Annotated in this window: 19 protein-coding genes, 1 tRNA gene and 1 pseudogene; 17 read left to right on the top strand and 4 right to left on the bottom strand. The window is 70.2% G+C overall.

Annotation, left to right across the window (positions count from 1 at the left end; all coding sequences use genetic code 11):
* The first annotated feature begins 11 nt into the window (after window positions 1-11).
* Genes NFR93_RS12635 through NFR93_RS12620 form a run of 4 tightly spaced genes read left to right on the top strand, consistent with a single transcriptional unit; the run spans window position 12 to window position 4,006 of the window.
* Window positions 12-1,967, top strand: a complete 1,956-nt coding sequence (locus NFR93_RS12635; RefSeq protein ID WP_251454576.1) for a glycosyltransferase — start codon at window positions 12-14, stop codon at window positions 1,965-1,967.
* Window positions 1,964-2,296, top strand: a complete 333-nt coding sequence (locus NFR93_RS12630) for an STAS domain-containing protein (RefSeq protein ID WP_251453723.1) — start codon at window positions 1,964-1,966, stop codon at window positions 2,294-2,296. Before NFR93_RS12635 ends, NFR93_RS12630 begins: the two co-directional genes overlap by 4 nt.
* On the top strand, window positions 2,289-2,702 hold the full coding sequence (locus tag NFR93_RS12625) for an ATP-binding protein (RefSeq protein ID WP_251453721.1): 414 nt from the start codon (window positions 2,289-2,291) through the stop codon (window positions 2,700-2,702). The genes NFR93_RS12630 and NFR93_RS12625 overlap by 8 nt, the downstream gene beginning before the upstream one ends.
* A complete protein-coding gene (locus tag NFR93_RS12620) occupies window positions 2,699-4,006 on the top strand; it encodes a PP2C family protein-serine/threonine phosphatase (RefSeq protein WP_251453719.1) in 1,308 nt (435 codons plus the stop codon). The genes NFR93_RS12625 and NFR93_RS12620 overlap by 4 nt, the downstream gene beginning before the upstream one ends.
* A gap of 3 nt (window positions 4,007-4,009) precedes the next feature.
* Here the strand turns inward: NFR93_RS12620 and NFR93_RS12615 are convergent, their stop codons facing one another.
* Window positions 4,010-5,260 carry a glycoside hydrolase family 26 protein gene (locus NFR93_RS12615; RefSeq protein ID WP_251453711.1) on the bottom strand — a complete coding sequence of 417 codons (1,251 nt, stop codon included), beginning with the start codon at window positions 5,258-5,260 and terminating at the stop codon, window positions 4,010-4,012.
* A 186-nt stretch (window positions 5,261-5,446) separates the two neighbouring features.
* On the opposite strand from NFR93_RS12615, the gene NFR93_RS12610 reads away from it, so the two are divergent.
* The 7 genes from NFR93_RS12610 (at window position 5,447) to NFR93_RS12580 (ending at window position 11,768) form a co-directional block, all read left to right on the top strand.
* The gene (locus NFR93_RS12610) at window positions 5,447-6,433 is read left to right on the top strand and encodes an NADP-dependent oxidoreductase (RefSeq protein WP_251453709.1); all 987 of its coding nucleotides are present in this window, start codon (window positions 5,447-5,449) and stop codon (window positions 6,431-6,433) included.
* Window positions 6,434-6,533: 100 nt separating this feature from the next.
* Window positions 6,534-6,878: a hypothetical protein gene (locus NFR93_RS12605; RefSeq protein WP_251453707.1), complete on the top strand. Its 345-nt coding sequence runs from the start codon at window positions 6,534-6,536 to the stop codon at window positions 6,876-6,878.
* Between the two features lie 84 nt (window positions 6,879-6,962).
* A complete protein-coding gene (locus tag NFR93_RS12600; RefSeq protein WP_251453704.1) occupies window positions 6,963-7,682 on the top strand; it encodes a phosphatase PAP2 family protein in 720 nt (239 codons plus the stop codon).
* Between the two features lie 47 nt (window positions 7,683-7,729).
* Window positions 7,730-8,599, top strand: coding sequence for an alanyl-tRNA editing protein (locus tag NFR93_RS12595; protein WP_251453702.1), 870 nt, complete (start codon window positions 7,730-7,732; stop codon window positions 8,597-8,599).
* Between the two features lie 39 nt (window positions 8,600-8,638).
* Entirely contained in the window at window positions 8,639-9,790 is a 1,152-nt protein-coding gene (gene manA / locus NFR93_RS12590) for a mannose-6-phosphate isomerase, class I (RefSeq protein ID WP_251453700.1), read from the top strand.
* A 29-nt stretch (window positions 9,791-9,819) separates the two neighbouring features.
* A complete protein-coding gene (locus NFR93_RS12585; protein ID WP_251453698.1) occupies window positions 9,820-11,382 on the top strand; it encodes an SLC13 family permease in 1,563 nt (520 codons plus the stop codon).
* A 29-nt stretch (window positions 11,383-11,411) separates the two neighbouring features.
* Window positions 11,412-11,768 (top strand): DUF7882 family protein, encoded by a 357-nt coding sequence (locus tag NFR93_RS12580; RefSeq protein WP_251453696.1) that lies wholly within the window; start codon window positions 11,412-11,414, stop codon window positions 11,766-11,768.
* A 171-nt stretch (window positions 11,769-11,939) separates the two neighbouring features.
* On the opposite strand, the pseudogene NFR93_RS12575 reads toward NFR93_RS12580, so the two are convergent.
* A pseudogene (locus NFR93_RS12575) lies at window positions 11,940-12,242 on the bottom strand (DUF7882 family protein); the annotation flags it as partial.
* 103 nt (window positions 12,243-12,345) lie between these two features.
* On the opposite strand from NFR93_RS12575, the gene NFR93_RS12570 reads away from it, so the two are divergent.
* Window positions 12,346-13,431 (top strand): FUSC family protein, encoded by a 1,086-nt coding sequence (locus NFR93_RS12570; RefSeq protein ID WP_251453694.1) that lies wholly within the window; start codon window positions 12,346-12,348, stop codon window positions 13,429-13,431.
* A gap of 18 nt (window positions 13,432-13,449) precedes the next feature.
* Here the strand turns inward: NFR93_RS12570 and NFR93_RS12565 are convergent, their stop codons facing one another.
* Window positions 13,450-14,853 carry an aspartate aminotransferase family protein gene (locus NFR93_RS12565; protein ID WP_251453692.1) on the bottom strand — a complete coding sequence of 468 codons (1,404 nt, stop codon included), beginning with the start codon at window positions 14,851-14,853 and terminating at the stop codon, window positions 13,450-13,452.
* A 156-nt stretch (window positions 14,854-15,009) separates the two neighbouring features.
* Here NFR93_RS12565 and NFR93_RS12560 point away from each other — a divergent pair, with 156 nt between their 5' ends.
* A complete protein-coding gene (locus NFR93_RS12560) occupies window positions 15,010-16,158 on the top strand; it encodes an ROK family transcriptional regulator (RefSeq protein ID WP_251453690.1) in 1,149 nt (382 codons plus the stop codon).
* A gap of 1 nt (window position 16,159) precedes the next feature.
* Here NFR93_RS12560 and NFR93_RS12555 read toward each other — a convergent pair whose 3' ends face one another.
* Window positions 16,160-17,176 (bottom strand): diacylglycerol/lipid kinase family protein, encoded by a 1,017-nt coding sequence (locus NFR93_RS12555; protein ID WP_251453688.1) that lies wholly within the window; start codon window positions 17,174-17,176, stop codon window positions 16,160-16,162.
* Window positions 17,177-17,260: 84 nt separating this feature from the next.
* Here NFR93_RS12555 and serS point away from each other — a divergent pair, with 84 nt between their 5' ends.
* The 4 genes from serS (at window position 17,261) to NFR93_RS12535 (ending at window position 20,576) form a co-directional block, all read left to right on the top strand.
* Window positions 17,261-18,550 carry a serine--tRNA ligase gene (gene serS / locus NFR93_RS12550; RefSeq protein ID WP_251453686.1) on the top strand — a complete coding sequence of 430 codons (1,290 nt, stop codon included), beginning with the start codon at window positions 17,261-17,263 and terminating at the stop codon, window positions 18,548-18,550.
* Window positions 18,547-19,455: an HAD family hydrolase gene (locus NFR93_RS12545; RefSeq protein ID WP_251453684.1), complete on the top strand. Its 909-nt coding sequence runs from the start codon at window positions 18,547-18,549 to the stop codon at window positions 19,453-19,455. Before serS ends, NFR93_RS12545 begins: the two co-directional genes overlap by 4 nt.
* Window positions 19,456-19,933: 478 nt before the next feature.
* Window positions 19,934-20,233: a GIY-YIG nuclease family protein gene (locus NFR93_RS12540; protein WP_251453682.1), complete on the top strand. Its 300-nt coding sequence runs from the start codon at window positions 19,934-19,936 to the stop codon at window positions 20,231-20,233.
* A 258-nt stretch (window positions 20,234-20,491) separates the two neighbouring features.
* Window positions 20,492-20,576: transfer RNA gene (locus NFR93_RS12535), tRNA-Ser, on the top strand.
* Window positions 20,577-20,614: the final 38 nt, after the last annotated feature.

Genomic DNA, 20,614 nt, shown 5'->3' with positions numbered 1-20,614 from the left:
CCCCCGGACGGATGCTGGCGCTGCGGATCGTGATCCTGCTCACCCTCGTCCTCGGCGGCAACTATCTGCTGTGGCGGTGGACCGCATCGCTCAACTGGGACGCATGGTGGATCGCCGTGCCGCTCGTGGTCGCCGAGACCTACAGCTTCATCGACGTGTGCCTGTTCGGCCTGACGATGTGGAGAGCCAAGGGCCGGCCCGCACCGCCCCCGCCCGACCCGACGGCGACGGTGGACGTCTTCATCACCACCTACAACGAGCCGATCGAACTGGTCATGGCCACGGCCCTAGCGGCCCGGAAGATCACCTTCCCGCATCGGACGTGGATCCTCGACGACGGCAGCCGGCCCGAGATGCGCGAGGCCGCCGAGGCGGCCGACCTCGGCTACATCACGCGTTCATCGGCGTGGGACGACCGGCCTCGGCACGCGAAGGCGGGCAACCTCAACAACGCCCTCGAGGTGACCACGGGCGAGTACATCCTGATCCTCGACGCCGACCAGATCCCTCGCCCTGACATCCTCGACCGCACGCTCGGCTACTTCCGCGACGACAGGGTCGCGCTCGTGCAGACTCCGCAGGTCTTCTCGAACGTCGCCACCGGTGACCCGCTCGGCAGCCAGGCGCCGCTCTTCTACGGGCCCATCCAGCAGGGCAAGGACGGCTGGAACGCCGCGTTCTTCTGCGGCTCGAACGCCGTGCTCCGTCGCGACGCGCTCATGCAGCTGGGCATCGTGGGCTACGTGCGCGAACTCGACAAGCGCATCGCGCGCGCCCTGCCCGCAGCCGCGCGGGCGATCGCGAAGGCGTCGTCCCACCCCGCGGCGAAGGACCCGACGGTGCGCGCCGCGCTCGACGACGTCGCCGCCGCGATCGGCGACGCGCGGCGCGCGCTCGACGCCGGTGAGCCGGTGGCCTCGGTCACGTACTCCCTCGGTCGTCGGGTGGATGCTGCGAGCCTGTCGCTCGTGGCCTCCGACGTCGCCGAGGTCGAGCGCGACCTGGCCGAGATCCGCGCTCTGGCTCTGGCGAGCACGTCGGACGATCCGGATGCCGATGTCGACGTCGAGCGGATCATGGCGGCCCTCGTCGAGCAGGACCTCTCGCCGCTGAACGCCCTGGAGTCGGTGCAGGCGATCCTGCAGGACATCACGATCGATCGCCCCGGCGAGGCACAGCCGATCATGCCGCTGGCGACCATCTCGGTCACCGAAGACATGGCCACGTGCATGCGCCTGCACGGACTCGGCTGGAAGAGCGTGTATCACCACGAACTGCTCGCCGACGGCCTCGCCCCTGAAGACCTCGGCACGATGCTGACCCAGCGGCTGCGCTGGGCGCAGGGCACCATGCAGGTCTTCCTGCGGGAGAACCCCCTCGTGCAGCGCGCGTTGACGATCCCGCAGCGGCTCATGTATTTCGCGACGATGTGGAGCTACCTCAGCGGCTTCGCCGCCGTGGTCTATTTCGCGGCGCCGATCGTGTTCCTCGTCCTCGGAATCCTTCCCGTCGACACGCTCTCGTTCGACTTCTTCATCCGGTTCATCCCGTTCATGATCGTCAACCAGCTGCTGTTCCTCGTCGCCGCGCGGGGAACCCCGACATGGCGGGGCCAGCAGTACAGCCTGGCGCTGTTCCCGGTGTGGATAAAGGCCTGCAGCACCGCGTTCGAGAACGTCGTCCTGCGCATCCCGCTGGGGTTCGCCGTCACGCCCAAGACGCGTCCTCAGAGCACCGGACCGCAGTGGCACCTCATCCGCGTGCAGCTAGTGGTGATGGTGCTGCTGGTGTTGGCGATCATCATCGGATGTGTCAACCTCTTCCTGAACGACGCCGAAGTGCTCGGGACCGCGGTCAACATCGCGTGGGCGATCTTCGACCTGGTGGTTCTGAGCGTCCTGTTCAGCGCTGCCACCTACCGCGGCTTCACCCCCGAAGACGCCCCCACCGACGAGAGGACGCCGTGAAGTTCGAGATCGAGAAGGCCCGACGGGGAGTCGCCATCCTCCGCGGTTCCGGCAAGCTCAACATGGTGAGCGCCCCCGACCTGCGCGCGGCGGTGCTCAGCGCCGTCGAGGACCAGTTCACCCACATCGTCGTCGACCTCAGCAAGATCGACTTCATGGACTCGTCCGGACTCGGCGCGCTGGTGGGGTCGTTGAAGACCGCGCGGCAGGCGGGCGGCGATCTGCGTATCGCGGCGCCCAGCGCGCAGGTCACCATGGTGCTGCAGCTGTCGAACCTCGACCGGGTCCTGGCGAGCTTCGACACCGCCGAGGACGCCTACCGTGACTGAACGCACGCTGGTGTTCCGCACTCCGCCGGACGGAGTCGACGTCGTGCACGACCGGCTCGCCGCATTGTGGAGCGAGTTCCCCGCGGTGAGCGACACCGATCGCATGATGTTCGAGACCGCCCTCATCGAGCTGACCAGCAACATCGTCCAGCACGGCAGCTCCGACACCACGATCGTGTGCCGCCTCGACCTCGATGCCGACGACGACGCGCTCCGGGCGGTGCTCGTCGACACCGCCGAGCCGCCGCGCATCGACATCGGGGACGCGACCATGCCGGACGAGCTCGCCGAGTCCGGACGCGGCCTGGCGCTGATCTCGGCCATGGTCGACGAGTTCCGGCTGGAGCGCGACGGCGGCAGCAACGTCTGGACGATCGTCAAGACGCGTTCTTCGCCCCCTTCATGACGTCGGCGCCGACGGCGACGCGCACGGGCGCCGCGCCGGCCGTCGACTCCCTTGCGCTGGCGGCGATCGCCCTCGGCGAGCGTTCGGCGCTCATCAAGCAGCTGCCGGTCCTGGCGCTGTTCATCGTCGCCGCCGTGCTCAGTCTCGCCCTCCCGACGATCTCGATCTCGAGTCCGGTCGCGTTCGCGGCGGCGGTCGCGATGATGCTCGCCGCGACCGTGATCGCCGCCGTCTTCCACCGCATCGACGTGTCCGACCGGGCGGTGCTGCTCGTCCCCGCGATCGATTTCGCCGTGGTGGGGGTGCTGAGGTTCGCCACTGGCGAGAGCGCGTCGATCTTCGCGTCGCTGGCGATCCTGCCCGCGGTCTGGATCGCCGCCATGCCCGGGCGCCGATTCGTCGTCTGGGCGTTCCTGGGGGTGGCGCTCGGCCAGCTCGTGCCGTTCCTTCTCGGTTCGAGCCTCGAGGAGAACCCGAACGAACTGGCCCGCACCGTCTTCTCGGCCGTCGCTTTCGGTCTTGCGGCGGCCATCGTCAACGATCTCGCTCGCGTCGCCAGGCAGCACGTGGCCGACATCGCCTCGCGCGAGCGGTCGACGCTGCTCGAGCTGGAACACGCGTCCACGGTGCAGCGCGCGCTGCTGCCCAAGGCCGGTACGCACGTGGCGGACTTCGGTCTCGCCGCGGTGTGCGTTCCTTCTCGGGCGATCGGCGGCGACTTCTTCGACTGGTACGACACGGGCGGCGGCACCGCGTTCACCGTCGGCGATGTGATGGGCAAAGGCGTCGGCGCGGGGATCATCGCCGCCACCGTGCGCGCGGTCGTCCGCAGCGCCCGAGGCGAGCGCGACCTCTCGGTCGCCGTCGAGCGCGCCTCAGAGGCGCTCGCCGCCGATCTCGGGGACGCCGGCGCGTTCGCCACCCTGTTCCACGCGCGCGTTGATCCGCTGACCGGGGTGGTCCGCTACGTCGATGCCGGGCATGGGCTGAGCATCGTCGTACGCGCCGACGGCACGTGGACGCGGCTGCCGTCCCGCAACCTCCCGGTGGGTATTCCCGTCGACGAACCGTGGGTCGTCGAGGAACTCGAGCTCGCGGCATCCGAAGCCCTCGTCGTCTGCAGCGACGGCGTCCTCGAGTTGTTCGACGGCGATGTCGGGGCACTCGGCCGGATCGCCGACCTCGTCGCCGCCGAGCGCAACGCGGATGCCGTCGTCGGTCGGATCCGCACGCTCGCCCGCGACAGCGATCCGGACGACGACGTCACGGTGCTGGTGCTGCGCCGCGACGCCGGTGAGGCCTGACCGCTACTGGCGGCGCTGCGCCAGGACGGCCGCGAACGCCGTCGCCGACGCTGCGGAGCTGTCGATGCGCCAGTCGGTCTCCTTGTCGTGGTGGAACCACACGAACCCGACGACGTCGGGCTGAGCGGCGAGGTACGACACCAGTGCGGTGTTCCAGTCCGCCTTCGACCCGCCCGCTTCGGCCGAGGCGGTCTCGGCGATCATGATCGGCTTGCCGGGTGCGATCGTCCGCAGCTCGCTCAGGCCGCCGGCGAAGAGGGCCTCGGGGGTCGTCCACGAACTCCATGTGGCCGACGTGCCCCAGTTGTACCCGTCCAGGGCCACGACATCGACGAAGGCGTCACCGGGGTAGAGGCCGGTCAGGGGCACGGATCCCGTGTACGGGACATTCGGGCTCCACACCCACTTGACGTTCGTGGCGCCCTGTGAGGTCACCACATCGTGCACGTGGCGCCACGCCGCGGCGTACGATCCGGGCGCGTTGCCGTTCACGCCCTCGGCCCACGGGTACCAGTTGCCGTTCATCTCGTGGGCGTAGCGAACGTACACGGTGCCGCCCCACGCGGCCAGCGCCGTACCCCACTGCCGCAGGTACGCGTCGTGATCGCCGGCGGCGACGCGCGCGTTGGAGTAGGCGGACTGGGTCACGCCTCCGCCCCATCGCCACGGCTCCCACGTCAGCATGCTGTCGGCGCCGCGGGCTGCGACGCTGTCGAGGCCCGCGGTCGGTGCCGGCTGGCCGAAGTCGTAATACGACATCACGATCGACGGATTCTCGCCCGCGAGGGCCGCGACGGCATCCAGTTCGGCGTTCGCCGTGGCGCCACCGGGCGTGGTGACCCCGAACCGCAGGGCCGCCGTCCCGGTCGGCGGGGTGTCGGGCTGACCGGTCACGGTGAAGGTCGCGGCGGCCGACGTCCGACCGACCGTGGCGGTGACGGGGAGGGTGGACGCCGTTCCCGAGGGGATCGTCACCGTGGCGGTGAAGTAACCCGATCCCGTCGTCGTGACGCCGACCGTCATGGTGCCCGCCGTGACGGTTCCGGTGGACTTCTTCGGAAACCGAAGTCCGGTCACGGTCACGGTCGTTCCCGCAGGTCCCGAGGTGGGGGAGAGGGCGATCTCGGCAGTGCTGGACGCCGAGGGCGGGGCGGCCGCCGCCGGTCCGGCAGAGGCCAGGGCGCCGACGATCGCCAGCATGAAGGTGAGAAGCACGGCGGCGACGAGCCGCACGTGCCGGATGCCGACGGTCATGGGTCACTCCTGAAGAAAAACGGGTCACGGAAACGCGGGGGTTTTGCTTCGGGTGGTGTGATCAGAGTGCACGGCGCAAGGTCGCCGGTCAAGTGCGGTTCGGCCTCCGAGGCAAATCATCGGTATCGGGCCGCGCGCGTCGAGACCTCGCTACCCTTTTCACTAGCCGAACTAGTGAGGTGCATCGTGGCGAAGAAGCACGAACAGACCTCGGTCGTCGAGTACGACCGCGTAGGAGACACCGACGTCCTCGAGGTGCGTCAGCATCCGCTCGCGCCTCCGGGGGACGGCGAGGTGGTCGTCGAGGTCATCACATCGGGCATCAACCACATCGACGGCTTCATCCGCAGCGGCGCCGAGACCGAGTGGGAGGAACCGTGGCCCCGCCGCTCGGGCAGCGACTTCGCCGGCATCGTTTCGGCAGTCGGGCCGGGTGTCGCCCGCTTCCGAGTGGGTAGCGAGGTGATCGGTCACGTCCGGTCGGGCGGGCACGCGACCTTCCTCACGGTGCCCGCGGCGGCGCTGGTGGCCAAGCCGAAGACCGTCTCGTGGGAGACCGCCGGCGGTCTCTACCTCGCCGGCGTCACCGCCCTCGACACCCTCGATGACCTGCGCGTCACGAAGGGGGACGTGGTCGTGATCTCGGCGGCGGCCGGCGGGGTCGGCAGCATCGAGGCGCAGATCGCCAAGCACCTCGGGGCGACCGTCGTCGGCACCTGCGGCGACCGCAACTTCGATTACCTGCGGCAGCTCGGCATCAAGCCGGTGCGTTACGGCGACGGCATGGCCGATCGCATCCGCAAGGCGGCCGGGGCGCCGGTGACGGCGTTCATCGACAACTTCGGCCAGGACGGACGGGACCTCGCGGAGGAGCTCGGGGTGCCTGATGAGCGCTACCGTTCGAGCGCGGATCGCCGCGACGTCGAACTCCGCCTGCTGCGAGACGACCCGGAAGAGCTCGCGCGGCAGACCGCGCAGCTGGAACGGCTGACGCACTTGGCGGAGCGCCGGGCGTTCACGGTGCTGATCTCGGGTTTCTACCCCTTGGGTGATATCGCCGAGGCGTATGCCGACTTGAAGAAGCTGCACTCCCGCGGCAAGGTCGTCCTCGCCACGCACCCGGTCACGACCTACCGCAGCCTGAAGGCGCGCGACATCCACGAGGCGAGCTGACGACCGACCGGAGCCCCGCTAGATCACGCCTCCGCCGACCTGTCAACCCCCGGGGCGACAGTCGGGTGTGCGGGGCAGTATCGATGGCGGAGGTTCGAAAATGTCGCTCATTGAGGTCGAAGACGACCGGTTCACCGGAGATCGGGACGAGAGCGCGGGGGATCGGGCCGAGGATTCACTTCATCAGCTCGAGTTCCAGCCGCTCGACGACTGCTCGTGGCGCCTGTGCGATCGCTCGCTCGCCGCGGACCACCCGTCCAGTGTGGTCGCGTATGTCGAGAAGGTACCCGACGGCCTGTCCGTCGTCTGGCTCGTCGGTCCCCGAACGCCGCGCACGGCGCTGTCGCTGGAAGAGGTGCTCGCCCGCGCGGTCGAGCGTCTGTCCGCGCCGGTGAGCGCCGGTCCGCGACGCCCGACGCACATCCCGCACCGCCAGCCCTGGTGATCCAAGCCGGTTGACAGCCCCGGCCGGTCGCATTCCTTCGCGCCGATCGACGCCGCAAGACGCGGTGCCGTCTACGCTGGCACCGTGAGCCCGGCCGACGAAGAAGTACCCGAGGCGCCCTCCGAGGCGCCGCTGACCGATCCCGACGCGCGCCGCAACACCGCCCTCATCACCGGGGTCGCGGCGACCGTGGCTTTCGTGATCTGGCGTGTCGTGGTCGCCCTCAACGGGCATGAGCCGCTGCCGATGGACATGTGGTGGCAGGACCTCATGGTTTCGCTCCGCAGCGACGTGTGGCTGATCCTCGCCTGGATCCCCGCGGTCGGCGGCGGCACGGTCGCGATGATCGTCATCCTCATCGTCAGTGTGCTGCTCTTCCTGTGGCGGAAGCGCAAATGGGATGCCGTGAACATGGCGTCCGCGATCGTCCTGGTCGTGGCGATCGGCGCCCCCATGGCCGCTGTCATCGCCCGCGAACGTCCCGAGGGCTCTCTCGCCGAAAGCGTCGACACCTCATTCCCTTCGGGGCATACCGCCGTGGCGACCACCTTCGCCATCACCCTCGCCCTGCTGCTGCGGAAGTGGTGGCTGTGGCTCGCGGGGGCCGTCTGGGTCATCTGGATGATGTGGAGCCGCACCTACCTGAGCGCGCACTGGCTGAGCGATGTCTTCGCCGGATTCTTCGAGGGGGTCGCGGTCGCGACGATCGTGTGGTGTGCCGTCGAGGCGCTGCGAGACCGCCGCGCGAAACGACATCTCGCCGATCCGTCGCGGCCCGGCGAGCTCCCCGAGAGCGTGCGCTGATCCATCCACCGGGCCCGGCGCCCACGCTCGCGGGTACCGTTTAAGGCATGCAGCTCTCCGAGACCCTCGTCACCTACCCGGGCGGCGCCACCGAGTCCGACGGCATGGTGATCGCGGTGCAGTCGCTGCCCGACGGCAGACAGGCGGTCGTGCTCGACCGCACCGCGTTCCATCCGGTCGACGCGCACTGGCCAGATCAGCTCGCCGACCGCGGACACCTGCGCCTGGCAGACGGGACCGCCATCCGCATCGAGGACGCGGTCGTCGCGGGTTCCGACGGCGCAGAGCTGCTGCTCGGCGCGGACGTGCCGGTGCGGACCGGGACGGCGGGGTGGGTCTTCGTCGTCGCGCATGTCGTCGCCGGTGACGCCCCTGTCGCGACGGGAGACGCCGTCACGGTGGTCGCCGACGCCGACCACCGCCGTCGCCTGTCGCTCGGGCACACCGCGTGCCACCTCGCCTCGCTCGCCCTCGACCGGGCGCTCGCCGACGCGTGGAGCAAGGACGTTCCCCCCGATGCGCTCGGCGCCCCCGGATTCGACGCCCTGGCATGCACGTCGTCCCGCATCCTCGAGAACGGCTCGGTCGACACCTACCGCGTCGGCAAGTCGCTGCGCCGCAAGGGGTTCGACGCCGCCGCGTTCGACGACCCGGCGGCACTCGCCGCGCGGGTCGAAGAGCAGCTCGCGTCCTGGATCGCCACCGGCGCCGAGGTCCGCGTCGACGTCGAGGGCGATTCCCTCGCCGCGCGCCGGGCATGGGTGTGCGCGCTCCCGGACGGCGACGCCACGATCCCCTGCGGAGGCACGCACGCGCACAGCCTCGCAGAACTCGGCCACGCACATGTCCGGTTCGAGGTCGTCGACGTGCCCGGCGCCCGCGAAGTCGTCATGCACACATCCGTCACACCGGAGTGATATCAACGAACCGGCATCGACCGTGACGGAAGGACGTCCATGACCGCTCACCTCGCCGAGATCCGCGGTGTCGTCCGCGACTACGCCTGGGGCACACCGGGAGGGATCTCGCGCGCCCTCGGGATGCCGGCGTCCGACGCGCCCGAGGCCGAGCTGTGGCTGGGGTCTCACCCGTCGGCGCCGAGTCGCTTCCACGAGTCGGCGAGATGGGCCGATCTAGCGCACTGGGAGCGGAGCGAGGGCGCACGCGTGCCGTTCCTGCTGAAGCTGCTGTCGGCGGCATCCCCGCTCTCGCTGCAGGCGCACCCCACCCCCGAGCAGGCGGCCGAGGGGTTCGCGCGGGAGGAGGCTGCGGGGATTGCGCGGGACGCCCGGGAGCGCAACTACAAGGACCCTCACGCCAAGCCCGAGCTGATCGTCGCGCTCGAGGACGGCTTCGAGGCGCTCTGCGGATTCCGGCCGGTCGTCGAGACGCTCGCGGTCATCGACGCCCTCGCCGCCGAGGCGACCGACCCCGAGCCGTTCGCCGTCTGGCGGGACCGCCTCGCCGCGGCAGGGGGGATCCGTGCGGCCTTCGAGGATCTGCTCGCCGGCGGGCCCGCCGTGCAGGGGCTCGTGGCGCAGATCGCCGACATCGCCGCACGCCTGCCCGGACGATTCGAACCCGCCGGACGCATCGCGACGGAGTACCCCGGCGATCCGGGCATCGCGATCGCGCTCATGCTCAACCACGTCACGCTCCGCCGCGGCGAAGCGCTGTGGCTTCCGGCGGGCAACATCCACGCCTATTTGTGCGGGACGGGCGTCGAGCTCATGGGCCCAAGCGACAACGTCCTGCGGGGCGGTCTCACCCCCAAGCACATCGACATCCCCGAGCTCACGCGCGTGCTCGACTTCACACCCGGACCGGCGCCGTACCTGCCGCCGCTCTCGCGCACGCAGCACGCGGTGACCTATCGGCCTCGCTCGCTGGCCACGGGCTCCGACGTGCCGTTCGAGCTGATCGAGGTCACCGCCGATGACACCGTCGCCACGACCGGGCCCGCGATCGGGCTGCTGGTCGACGGTGCGTTCACCATCGACGTCGACGGCGAGACGATCGAGCTCGAGCGCGGCCGAGCTGTCTTCGTCTCGGATGCCGCCACCCTCGGCATCCGCGGATCCGGGCGCCTCTTCGTCGCCACCGTCTGATCGGACGGCATCTCGCTACAGTGGGCGACGTGGACCCCGTCGTCGCGACGCTGTCGATCCTCGCCGTGGCCGTCGTCGCCTTCATGAGCAATCGCGTGCCGCTCGGCATCGTCGCCATCGGCGTCTCTCTCGCGCTCTACTTCACCGGTGTGCTGACGCTCGACCAGGCCCTCGCCGGCTTCGGGGATCCGACCGTGCTCTTCATCGCCGCACTCTTCGTCGTGAGCGAGGCGCTGGACTCGTCAGGGGTTACCGCGTGGGCCGGCCAGCAGGTGATCGGCCGGGCCGGCTCCGGCCGGGCGACGCTTCTGATCGTGATCGGCCTGCTGGCCGCCGCCGTCTCTGCCGTCATCAGCGTGAACGGGGCGACGGCGGCGCTGGTGCCGCTCGTCGTGGTGGTCGCCGCCCGAGCGGGGCTCGCCTCATCGCAGCTGCTCATGCCGCTGGCGTTCGCCGCTTCGGCGGGATCACTTCTGCTGCTCACGGGCACGCCGGTGAACATCATCGTCTCGGAATTCGCCGCGTCGGCGGGGGAGCGCCCGTTCGGATACGCGGAGTTCGCGCTCGTGGGTGTGCCGCTCGTCGTGGGCGCGCTCGCCATCCTCGTGCTGCTGGGCCCACGGCTGCTCCCCGACAGACCGGGGGCTCTCATGCCCATGGACCTGGCTCGACACGCCCGACTGCTTCGGGAGCATTACTCGCTCAGTCTGGACACCGGCCTCATCCTGGGGGCATCGAGCGGCGTCACGGAGGTGATCATCGCGCCGCGGTCTCCGCTCATCGGACAGAGCGTCGCCCTCGGCATGAAGACGCCGGACGCGGACCTGGTCGTTCTGGCAGTCCGCCGCGGCGACGACCTGCTGAAGATACCGGACCTGACCCTGCAGGCGGGCGACGTACTACTCCTGCAGGGCACGTGGGATGCGCTCAGTCGGCAGGCGAGGGCTCCGGGCGTCCTTGTCGTCGATCAGCCCGATCACCTGCGGCGCTCGGTGCCGCTCGGTCAGGGCGCGCGGCGGGCCCTGACGATCCTCGCCGCGATGGTGCTGCTGCTGGCGTCAGGGCTGGTTCCCCCTGCTGTCGCCGCGCTGCTCGCGGCGGGCGGTCTCGTGGTCTCGGGTGCCGTGACGCCGACCCGCGCGTTCAGGTCCATCTCGTGGACGACCATCGTCCTCATCGCCGGGATGATCCCGCTGTCCACCGCCTTCGCCACGACCGGGACGGCCGACCTCGTCGCGGCGTGGGTGCTCGCCATCCTCGGCGGCGCCGGTCCACACGCCGCCCTGCTCGTGCTGGTTCTATTGACGGCGGTGCTCGGCCAGCTCATCAGCAATGCAGCGACCGTGCTCGTCATGGCGCCGATCGCGATCGCTCTCGCCGGTGCGCTGGAGGTGTCGGTGCTGCCGTTCCTCATGGCCCTGACTGTCGCCGGCGCGGCGGCCTTCCTGACGCCGATCGCCACGCCGGCCAATCTCATGGTCATGGAGCCCGGCGGCTACCGATTCGGGGACTACTGGAAGCTCGGCCTGCCGCTCGTCCTCTTCTTCGTCGCGATGGCCGTGCTCTACGTCCCGCTGGTCTGGCGGTTCTGAGCCGCAGACGCCCGGGCTATGCTCCAGACATGGGCAGGTTCATCTACGACACCATCGGCAACGCCATCGACATCGAAGATCGGACCCTCGCGCACCTTCGCATCGTGATGATGAACAAGCTCCGGCGTGGAGAGTCCTTCATGTTCGACGTCGAGGTCGGCGATGGCACGGGGCGGCGCAGCTTCTGGATGCACGCGTCGGTGCCCATGCAGTTCCACTTCTACGGCAGCCGGCCTCCGCGCATCAACCGCGCGTGGGTGGACGAGATGATGATCGCCGCCAGCGGACCGCACGGGCTCACGATCGTGCCCGAGCCCACGGAGGAGAAAGAGAAGCCGGCGAACGGCAATGGCACGACCTCCGAAGAGGCTGCCCCTACGGGCTGATCAGGCGCTTCGGGGCTTGCGCGGGCTGGGCAGGGCTCCGGAGACGTCCGCCCCGTTGACCGTGAGCTGGTCGACTTCGAGGTTCTCGATCTCGACGGTTCCGAGATTGACGTCGGCGCCCTCGATCGAGGCGGACGTCGCGCCGCTCTGGTCGTCGACGGCGACCGGGCCGGTGTCGAAGTGCTCGGCCACCAGCATGATGCCGCCCGACGAGGTGGCCGAGTTGGCGAGCTCCTCGATCCACTGACGGCTCAGCTCGGTGGGCTCGGGGGTGTCGAAGACGAACCGCAGGGGAATCGACGGGTGCAGCCAGATCGTGCTGCGACCGCGCGGCTGGTCCTCGGGATGCGTCCACGACAGGGTGAACGTCTCGTTGCGACGCAGCTTGGTCGCGATGACGACCTTCAGGTGCGCCAGCGCGCGATCCTCGATGTTGATCGGAGTGTCCGACCCGCCGTAGTAGATGGTTCCCACGTCGTTCACAATAGCCCGCTTCGCGCCGGGAGTACGGCGCCGTGTGACGTTCGATGCCGGACGACTTCCCCCGCTCGGCTACCGTGCTGGAGGAGGGGGGCACGTGAACAGCGCGATCGGCGGAGCGAGCCCGCATCGGCGAGGACTCGCCGTGGCCGTCGACGCGGTCGCCAGTCTCTTCAGGCTCGCGCCCTCGCACGGCCCCCGCTGGCCGGTGGCGACGCAGGCCGCGATCTCGATCACGGTCCCGATCGCGGTGATGTCACTCGTCGGGATGCCGCAACTCGGCTTCCAGGCTGCGGCCGGTGCCTTCACGGCCCTCCATGTGTCGAGCCTGCGCCCGCGGGAGCGCGCGAAGGTGCTGCCGTTCGTCGCGCTCGTCCTCGTCGCGGCGACCGCCGTCGGGATCGCCGCCGGCGGGTCGATGCTGTGGACCCTCATCGGACTCGTGGTGACGACGATCGCCGCGAGCGCCTTCGTCTACGGCTTCGCGCTCGGTGCTCCCGGTCCGCTGTTCTTCGTGCTGGTGTTCGGGCTCGCCGCGCACATCACCGCGACGGTTCCCGATGTCGATCCGGTCGTGTTCCTCATCGCCGTGGCGGCCGGATGCTGCTTCTCGTACCTCGTCGCGCTTACGCCGCTCCTGCGCTCACACGTCAGGCGCGAGCCGGCGCGCGCGCTGCGCGAGATCATGCCGGGGCCGGTGTGGGACGAGAAGGCGCTCACCCTCCTCGTCCGCGCGTCCACCGTCGCTGTCGTGGGGGCGGCGCTCGGGGTCGTGGTCGATCCGGAACGGGCGTACTGGATCGTCAGCGCCGGCGTCGCGGTCGTCGGAATAGCCGTGGAGCGGCGGGTGGCGGTGACCCGGGGACTGCACCGCATGGTCGGAACCGTCGCGGGTGCGGCGATCTATCCGCTGCTCATCCTCGTTCCGTGGGGCGGGGTGTGGCTCGCCCTCCTGCTCGGGGGCCTGCAGTTCCTCATCGAGCTGGTCGTCGTGCGTCACTACGCGCTGGCGCTGCTGTTCATCACCCCGCTGGTGCTGCTCATCACCGGCGCCGCCACCGGCGACATCGGCTCGGCGGCCGTCGCCGGCGAGCGCATCGTCGACACGATCGTCGGATCAACGGTCGGTGTGCTCACGGCCGTGCTGCCGCGGATCGGCGGGCGCGGCATCCGCTCGTCGTGACCGACGGCGCCCCGGGGGTCAGAGGCGCGCCCACGCCTCGGTGAGGACGCTGCGGAGGATCTGCTCGATCTCGGTGAACTCGCTCGGGCCGATCGTGAGCGGCGGTGCGAGCTGGATGACCGGGTCGCCGCGGTCGTCGGCGCGGCAGTAGAGCCCCGCGTCGAAGAGCGCCTTCGAGAGGAAGCCGCGCAGGAGGCGCTCGGACTCGTCGTCGTCGAAGGTCTCTTTCGTCGCCTTGTCCTTCACGAGCTCGATGCCGAAGAAGTAGCCGTCTCCGCGCACGTCGCCGACGATGGGCAGGTCGGTGAGCTTCTCCAAGGTCTGGCGGAAGAGGGGAGAGTACTCGCGCACGCGCTCGGGCAGTCCTTCCTCTTCGAAGATGTCGAGGTTCTCCATCGCCACCGCCGCCGAGACCGGGTGTCCGCCGAAGGTGTAGCCGTGGTAGAACGCCCGGTCGCCGTGGGCGAAGGGCTCGTAGATGCGGTCGCTGACGACGGTGCCGCCGAGCGGGGAGTACCCGCTGGTGACCGCCTTGGCGAACGTGATCATGTCGGGCTGATACCCGTACGCGTCGCACGCGAAGATGTGGCCGATGCGGCCGAAGGCGCAGATCACTTCGTCCGACACCAGAAGGACGTCGTACTTGTCGCAGATCTCGCGCACGCGCTGGAAGTAGCCGGGCGGGGGAGGGAAGCAGCCGCCGGAGTTCTGCACCGGCTCGAGGAAGACCGCCGCGACGGTGTCGGGGCCCTCGAACTGGATCATCTCCTCGATGCGGTCGGCGGCCCACACGCCGAACTCCTCGAGGCTCGAGGTGGGGGCACCCATGTCGGCGGCCCGGTAGAAGTTGGTGTTCGGGACGCGGAAGCCACCGGGGGTCAGGGGCTCGAACATCTCCTTCATCGCGGGGATGCCGGTGATCGCGAGCGCGCCCTGCGGCGTGCCGTGATAGGCCACCGAGCGCGAGATCACCTTGTGCTTGGTGGGCTTGCCCTGCAGCTTCCAGTAGTACTTGGCCAGCTTGAACGCGGTCTCGACGGCTTCGCCGCCGCCGGTCGAGAAGAAGACCTTGTTGAGGTCGCCCGGAGCGTAGTCGGCGATGCGGTCGGCGAGCTCGATCGCGGCGGGGTGGGCGTACGACCAGATCGGGAAGAACGCCAGCTGCTCGGCCTGCTTGGCGGCGACCTCGGCGATGCGCTTGCGGCCGTGCCCCGCGGCGACGACGAACAGGCCCGCCAGGCCGTCGATGTAGCGCTTGCCCTTCGAATCCCAGATGTGGTGGCCCTCGCCCTTGACGATGATGGGCACGCCGGGGCCGTCGGTCATCACGGACTGCCGGGCGAAATGCATCCACAGGTGGTCCTTGGCCATCTGCTGCAGTTCGGCCTCGGTGCGGGCTGCTCGTTCGGTGATCGTCGACATGCTGCCTCCCAGGGGCGTCGCTCCCGACGATACCCGCGGCCCCGGCATCCGGTCATGGACGGTTCGTCCGGATCGGGCGCGGCGCTCGCCGGACTGTGTGTCGGCGTGATTCGTCGGATGCCGCAACATATGCCCCGCCCGCTCTAGAGTGGGCGCGTGGCGGAGGTCGAAGGCGTGCGGCAGCGGAACCTGTCGCGTCTGCTGCGCATCGTGCACCTGGACGGGCCCCTCTCGCGCGCGGCGCTGACGGGCGCGACCGGTCTGAACCGGTCGACGATCGCGGATCTGGTCGCAGAGCTCGAAGGCGCGGGGCTCGTGATCGAGCGGGCGCCCGACCCGTCGCGTCGCGTCGGTCGGCCGTCGCCCGTGGTCGCCGCCGACCCGCGGGTCGTCGCCGTCGCCGCCAACCCCGAAGTCGACGCCCTCACGCTCGGCGCGGTCGGGCTCGACCGTGAGATCCGGGTGCGGGAGCGCATCGAGGTCGACCACCTCCTCACCCCGGACGAGACCGCCCGGCTGATCGCCGACCGCATCGTGCAATGGCGTGCGGGACCGCTCGCGGAGGCCCGCATCGCCGGGATCGGGCTCGCTGTCCCCGGGCTCGTCCGCGCCGTGGACGGGCTGGTCCGCAACGCCCCGCACCTGGGATGGAACGACGTCCCCGTCCGCGACCTGGTGTCGGCGGCGACGGGCCTTGCGACCACGGTCGGCAACGACGCCAGCCTCGGTACCCTCGCCGAGCACCTCTTCGGCGCCGCGCGCGGCATCGACGACGTCGTCTACCTCAACGGCGGTGCGAGCGGTATCGGCGGCGGCCTCATCGTGCAGGGGATGCCGGTGGGTGGCGCCGGCGGATACTCCGGCGAGTTCGGCCAGAACCGTCCCGGCATCGCCGCCGCCGCCGACCGACGGGCCGACGACGGCACGCTCGAGGACGAGGTCAGCCGCGCGCGCCTTCTCGCGGTGGCCGGTCTCACCACCGCCGACGAGCCCGCTCTCGCCGTAGCCCTGGATGCGGCCGGCCCCGCCGCGCGCGACGAGATCGACCGGCAGCGACGCATCCTCGCCACCGCGCTGGCCAACGCCGTCAACGTGCTGAACCCCTCGGTCGTCGTGCTCGGCGGCTTCCTCGCCACGCTCGCCGACGACGACCTCTCGGGGCTCACCGCGCTCGTTGCCGCGCAGGCGATGCCTGCCAACATGGAAGACCTCAGCATCCGCGTCGCCAGTCTGGCGGAGGACCGCCTGCTCATCGGCGCCGCCGAGTCGGCGTTCGCCGAGCTCCTGCGCGCCCCCGCCGCCTGATTCAGCGGGGCAGGCGGTGACCTTTCGGGAGGGCGATGGTCAGGGCCCCGGGGTCGACGCGCACGGTGATGTGGACGGCCTCGCCGAACTCGTCGCCATCGAGCTGAACCGGATGCGCGCCCTCGGCCGCGCCGACCTCGACGGCCGTGCCCCGGGAGTAGAGCACCGAGCTGTCCTTGGTGCGCAACGCCAGGATGCGGCGGCCCGCGCGGAAGCGCCGGAGCACGCTGTTGTCCCACGCCACCCGCCGCCACACGAAGATCCAGCCGAGCGGACCCTTGGGCTGGAAGATCACGATGTCGAGTTGACCGTCGGCGATCGAGGCCTCGGGGATCAGCTCGAGCCCGGCCGGCAGCGAGCCGCAGTTGGCGAACAGGATGCTCTGTACCCGGGTCGAGTGCAGGCGGTGCCCGACGATCTGGTAGACGACGCGGAACGGCCGGGCGTTGACCAGTGAGCGGGCGGCGCCGTCGACGTACGCGACCCAGCCGACCGTCTTCTTCAGCTGCGGGCTCGTGTTGGCGATCATCGCGGCATCGAGTCCCATACCGCCCATCACCACGAATGCGCGTTCTTCATACGAGCCGTCTGCGCGCCGCATGCCGGCGTAGCCGACGTCGATGGCGGCGCGGTCGCCCTCGAACGTGCCGCGGATGACGCGCTCGCGATCCTCCATCGGCAGCCGCAGATTGCGGGCGAGAAGATTGCCGGTGCCGCTCGGCACGATCGTCAGCGGCACGCCGGTGCCCGCCATCGCCTCCGACACCGCCCTGACCGTGCCATCCCCGCCCGCGACGAGCACTGCGTCCGCGCCGCCGTCGACCGCCTGCTGGGCGACGCCGTCGCCCAGGTCTTCGGGGGTGGTCTCGAAGAAGGCCGGAGCATCCCATCCGGCATCCGCCGACGCCCGCTCGACCATCGCGCGCAGGCTCCGCTGTTCGACCTTGATGGGGTTGTAGACGAGCGCCGCGTGGCGTCGGGGTTCCGGCCCGTTCGAGGGGTCGGATGCGGTCGCCATGGGTACAGGCTACGGCCGAGCGGTCAGCGGATGCGGCGACCGCCCTCGCGGCATCCCCTCTCGGGCCGAGACTAAACTGAGCGGATGATCGATCCCGCCCTCCTTCGCGACAGTCCTGAGCTGGTCAAGCGCTCGCAGGAGGCGCGGGGGGAGTCGCCCGACACCGTCGACGCCGCGCTCGCCGCGGACCGCGAACGGCGGGCCGCCATCACGGCGTTCGAAGAGCTGCGATCGGCGCAGAACGCCCACGGCAAGCGGGTCGCGCAGGCGCCGAAGGAAGGGAAGGCCGCGCTCGTGGCCGAGGCGAAGCAGCTCAGCGAGCGCGTCAAGCAGGCCCAGCACGCCGTCACCGCCGCCGAAGAGGCCTCGGCCGAGGCCCTCGCCCGCATCGAGAACATCGTCATCGACGGCGTGCCCGCCGGAGGCGAGGACGACTTCATCACGCTGCGCACCCACGGGAAGCCCGTGAAGTTCGACTTCGAGGCGCGCGACCACCTCGCCCTCGGCGAACTGCTCGGCGCCATCGACATGGAGCGCGGCGCGAAGGTCTCGGGGAGCCGCTTCTATTTCCTCACCGGCATCGGGGCGCGACTCGAGCTCGCCCTCATGTCGCTTGCGCTCGACCGGGCGTTGCAGGCTGGGTTCACCCCGATGATCCCGCCGACGGTCGTGCGCCCCGAGGTGATGCGCGGCACCGGCTTCCTCGGGCAGCACGCCGCCGAGGTGTACCGGCTCGAAGAGGACGACCTGTACCTCGTCGGCACGAGCGAGGTGCCGCTGGCCGGCTACCACATGGGCGAGATCCTCGACCTCTCGCGCGGCGCCAAGCGCTACGCCGGATGGTCGACCTGCTACCGCCGCGAGGCGGGGTCGCATGGCAAGGACACCCGCGGCATCATCCGGGTGCATCAGTTCAACAAGCTCGAGATGTTCGTCTACACGACCATCGAGGATGCCGAGGCCGAGCACCTGCGTCTGGTCCAGCTGCAGGAGTCGATGCTCCAGGACCTCGGGCTGTCGTACCGCGTGATCGACGTCGCCGCGGGCGACCTCGGCTCCAGCGCGGCGCGCAAGTACGACGTGGAGGCGTGGGTGCCCACCCAGGGCGCGTATCGCGAGCTGACGTCGACCTCGAACTGCACGACGTATCAGGCGCGCCGGCTCGACATCCGGCACCGGCCGCCGGTCGAGGCGGGCGCCGCGACGGGCGGTGCGAAGACGCAGCCGGTGGCGACGCTCAACGGCACACTCGCCACGACCCGCTGGATCGTGGCGCTGCTCGAGACCCACCAGCGGGCCGACGGGTCGGTGACGGTACCCGAGGTGCTGCGCCCGTACCTGGGCGGCCTCGAGGTGATGGAGCCGATCGCATGACCGAGGCGCACCTGCCCAAGACCGGCAGCATCAAGGTCGTCAAGCCCAAGAAGGCCGCGAAGCTGGTCGAACGCGTCGCGCGCGACACCGAGGACCCCGCGAAGAAGGTCGAGCGCCTTCTCATCGTGCTCGACATCGACGGCACCGTCCTGCTCGAAGACGAGACGCTCAGCCCCGGTGTGGTCGGAGCCGTCGAGCACGCGCATCGCACCGGCCACGAGGTCATGATCGCGACCGGAAGGTCGTGGGAGGGCACGCGCGGCATCCTTCGCGTCCTGGGTATCGCGCCCGAGTACGTCGTGTGCTCCAACGGCGCCGTCGTGCTGAAGCGCCGCGATGCCGACGACCTGGATTATGAGCGCTGGCACATCGAGACCTTCGACGCGTCCGAGGTGCTCGCCGATCTGCGGCAGCACCTGCCCGACGCGCGCTACCTCGTCGAGCTCCCCAACGGCGACCGCCTCTACACCGAGTACCTCGACGACTGGAACCTCGTCGCCGCGCGCCGCGTCGCCTTCGACGAGCTCGGGAAGCAGCGGGTGTGCCGCGTCGTCGTCGTCGCGCCCGACCAGGCCGAGCAGGACTTCGTCGAGCTCGTCGACCGCATCGGCCTGAACCACGTGTCGTACGCGGTCGGCTGGACCGCCTGGCTCGACATCGCGCCCCTGGGTGTGGACAAGAGCACCGGACTGGAACGCGTGCGAACGGAGCTCGGTATCGACCCCGCGCACGTGCTCGTCATCGGCGACGGTCGCAACGACGTGGGCATGATGCGTTGGGCCGTCGAGAACGGCGGGCGTGCGGTGGCCATGGAGCAGGGACCGCCGGAAGTGCACGACGCGGCGGGCGAGATCACCCTGTCGGTGCAGGCCGGCGGCGTCGCCGAGGTCCTCCGCCAGCTCTGACCCCGCGCGTGCGCTTCGTCTCGCTCCGCTCGCGGCCCGGTCGCTGAGCGAGGAGCGGAGCGACGAGACGAAGCGCGCGTGTGGACGCCGCTTCGTCTCGCTGCGCTCGCTCAGCGTCCGGAGGGGGCCGCGCTCGCTCAGCGTCCGTTGGGTCCGGTCGCTGAGCGAGGAGCGGAGCGACGAGACGAAGCGCGCGTGTGGACGCCGCTTCGTCTCGCTGCGCTCGCTCAGCGTCCGGAGGGGGCCGCGCTCGCTCAGCGTCCGTTGGGTCCGGTCGCTGAGCGAGGAGCGGAGCGACGAGACGAAGCGCGCCTGTTAACGCCGCTTCGTCTCGCTGCGCTCGCTCAGCGTCCGGGAGGGGCCGCGCTCGCTCAGCGTCCGTTGGGCCCGGTCGCTGAGCGAGGAGCGGAGCGACGAGACGAAGCGCGCCTGTGGACAGGCCGGCGGTCTGCACTGCGGCATCCCGTACCGTCCTGAGATGCCTTTCGTCTACATGCTCCAGTGCGCCGACGGGTCGTACTACACCGGCAGCACGATCGACCTCGAGCGGCGGATCTCCGAGCACCAGTTCGGGCAGGGGGCTGTGTACACACGAGAACGGCTTCCGGTTGCACTCGTGTGGCACGCCGAGTTCGACCGGATCGACGAGGCGTTCGGTTGGGAGAAGCGGATTCAGGGGTGGAGCCGAGCCAAGAAGCGGCTGCTCATCGAGGGCCGGTACGGCGAGCTGGCGGGCTGGAGCGCCCGGCAGAGAGCATCTCGTGAGCGGGACGGCTGAAGTGCGCTTCGTCTCGCTGCGCTCGCTCAGCGTCCGGAGTGGCGCGCTCGCTGATCGTCCGTTGGGTCCGGTCGCTGAGCGAGGAGCGGAGCGACGAGACGAAGCGTGTGGTGGGACGCCGCTTCGTCTCGCTGCGCTCGCTCAGCGTCCGGAAGGGCGGGCGCGCCGTTCAGCGCGTCCACAGGCGTGGTGGCGAGAATGGGGTGTTCGTGCCGGTCGGATAGACTCGCCGTTCGACGGATGCTGCGGCATCCGCCGGGAGGGTTGTCCGAGCGGCCGATGGACCTGGTCTTGAAAACCAGTGGGCAGCAATGTCCCGTGGGTTCGAATCCCACACCCTCCGCTCAGGGTTGCGTCGGGTGTGCGGACCCCGCCCGTCAT

This window comes from Microbacterium sp. Marseille-Q6648 (assembly GCF_943181415.1).
In the GTDB taxonomy this organism is placed as follows: domain Bacteria; phylum Actinomycetota; class Actinomycetes; order Actinomycetales; family Microbacteriaceae; genus Microbacterium.
Note: the sequence above shows the minus strand (reverse complement) of the source record. Positions and strands in the feature narration are given on the sequence as shown.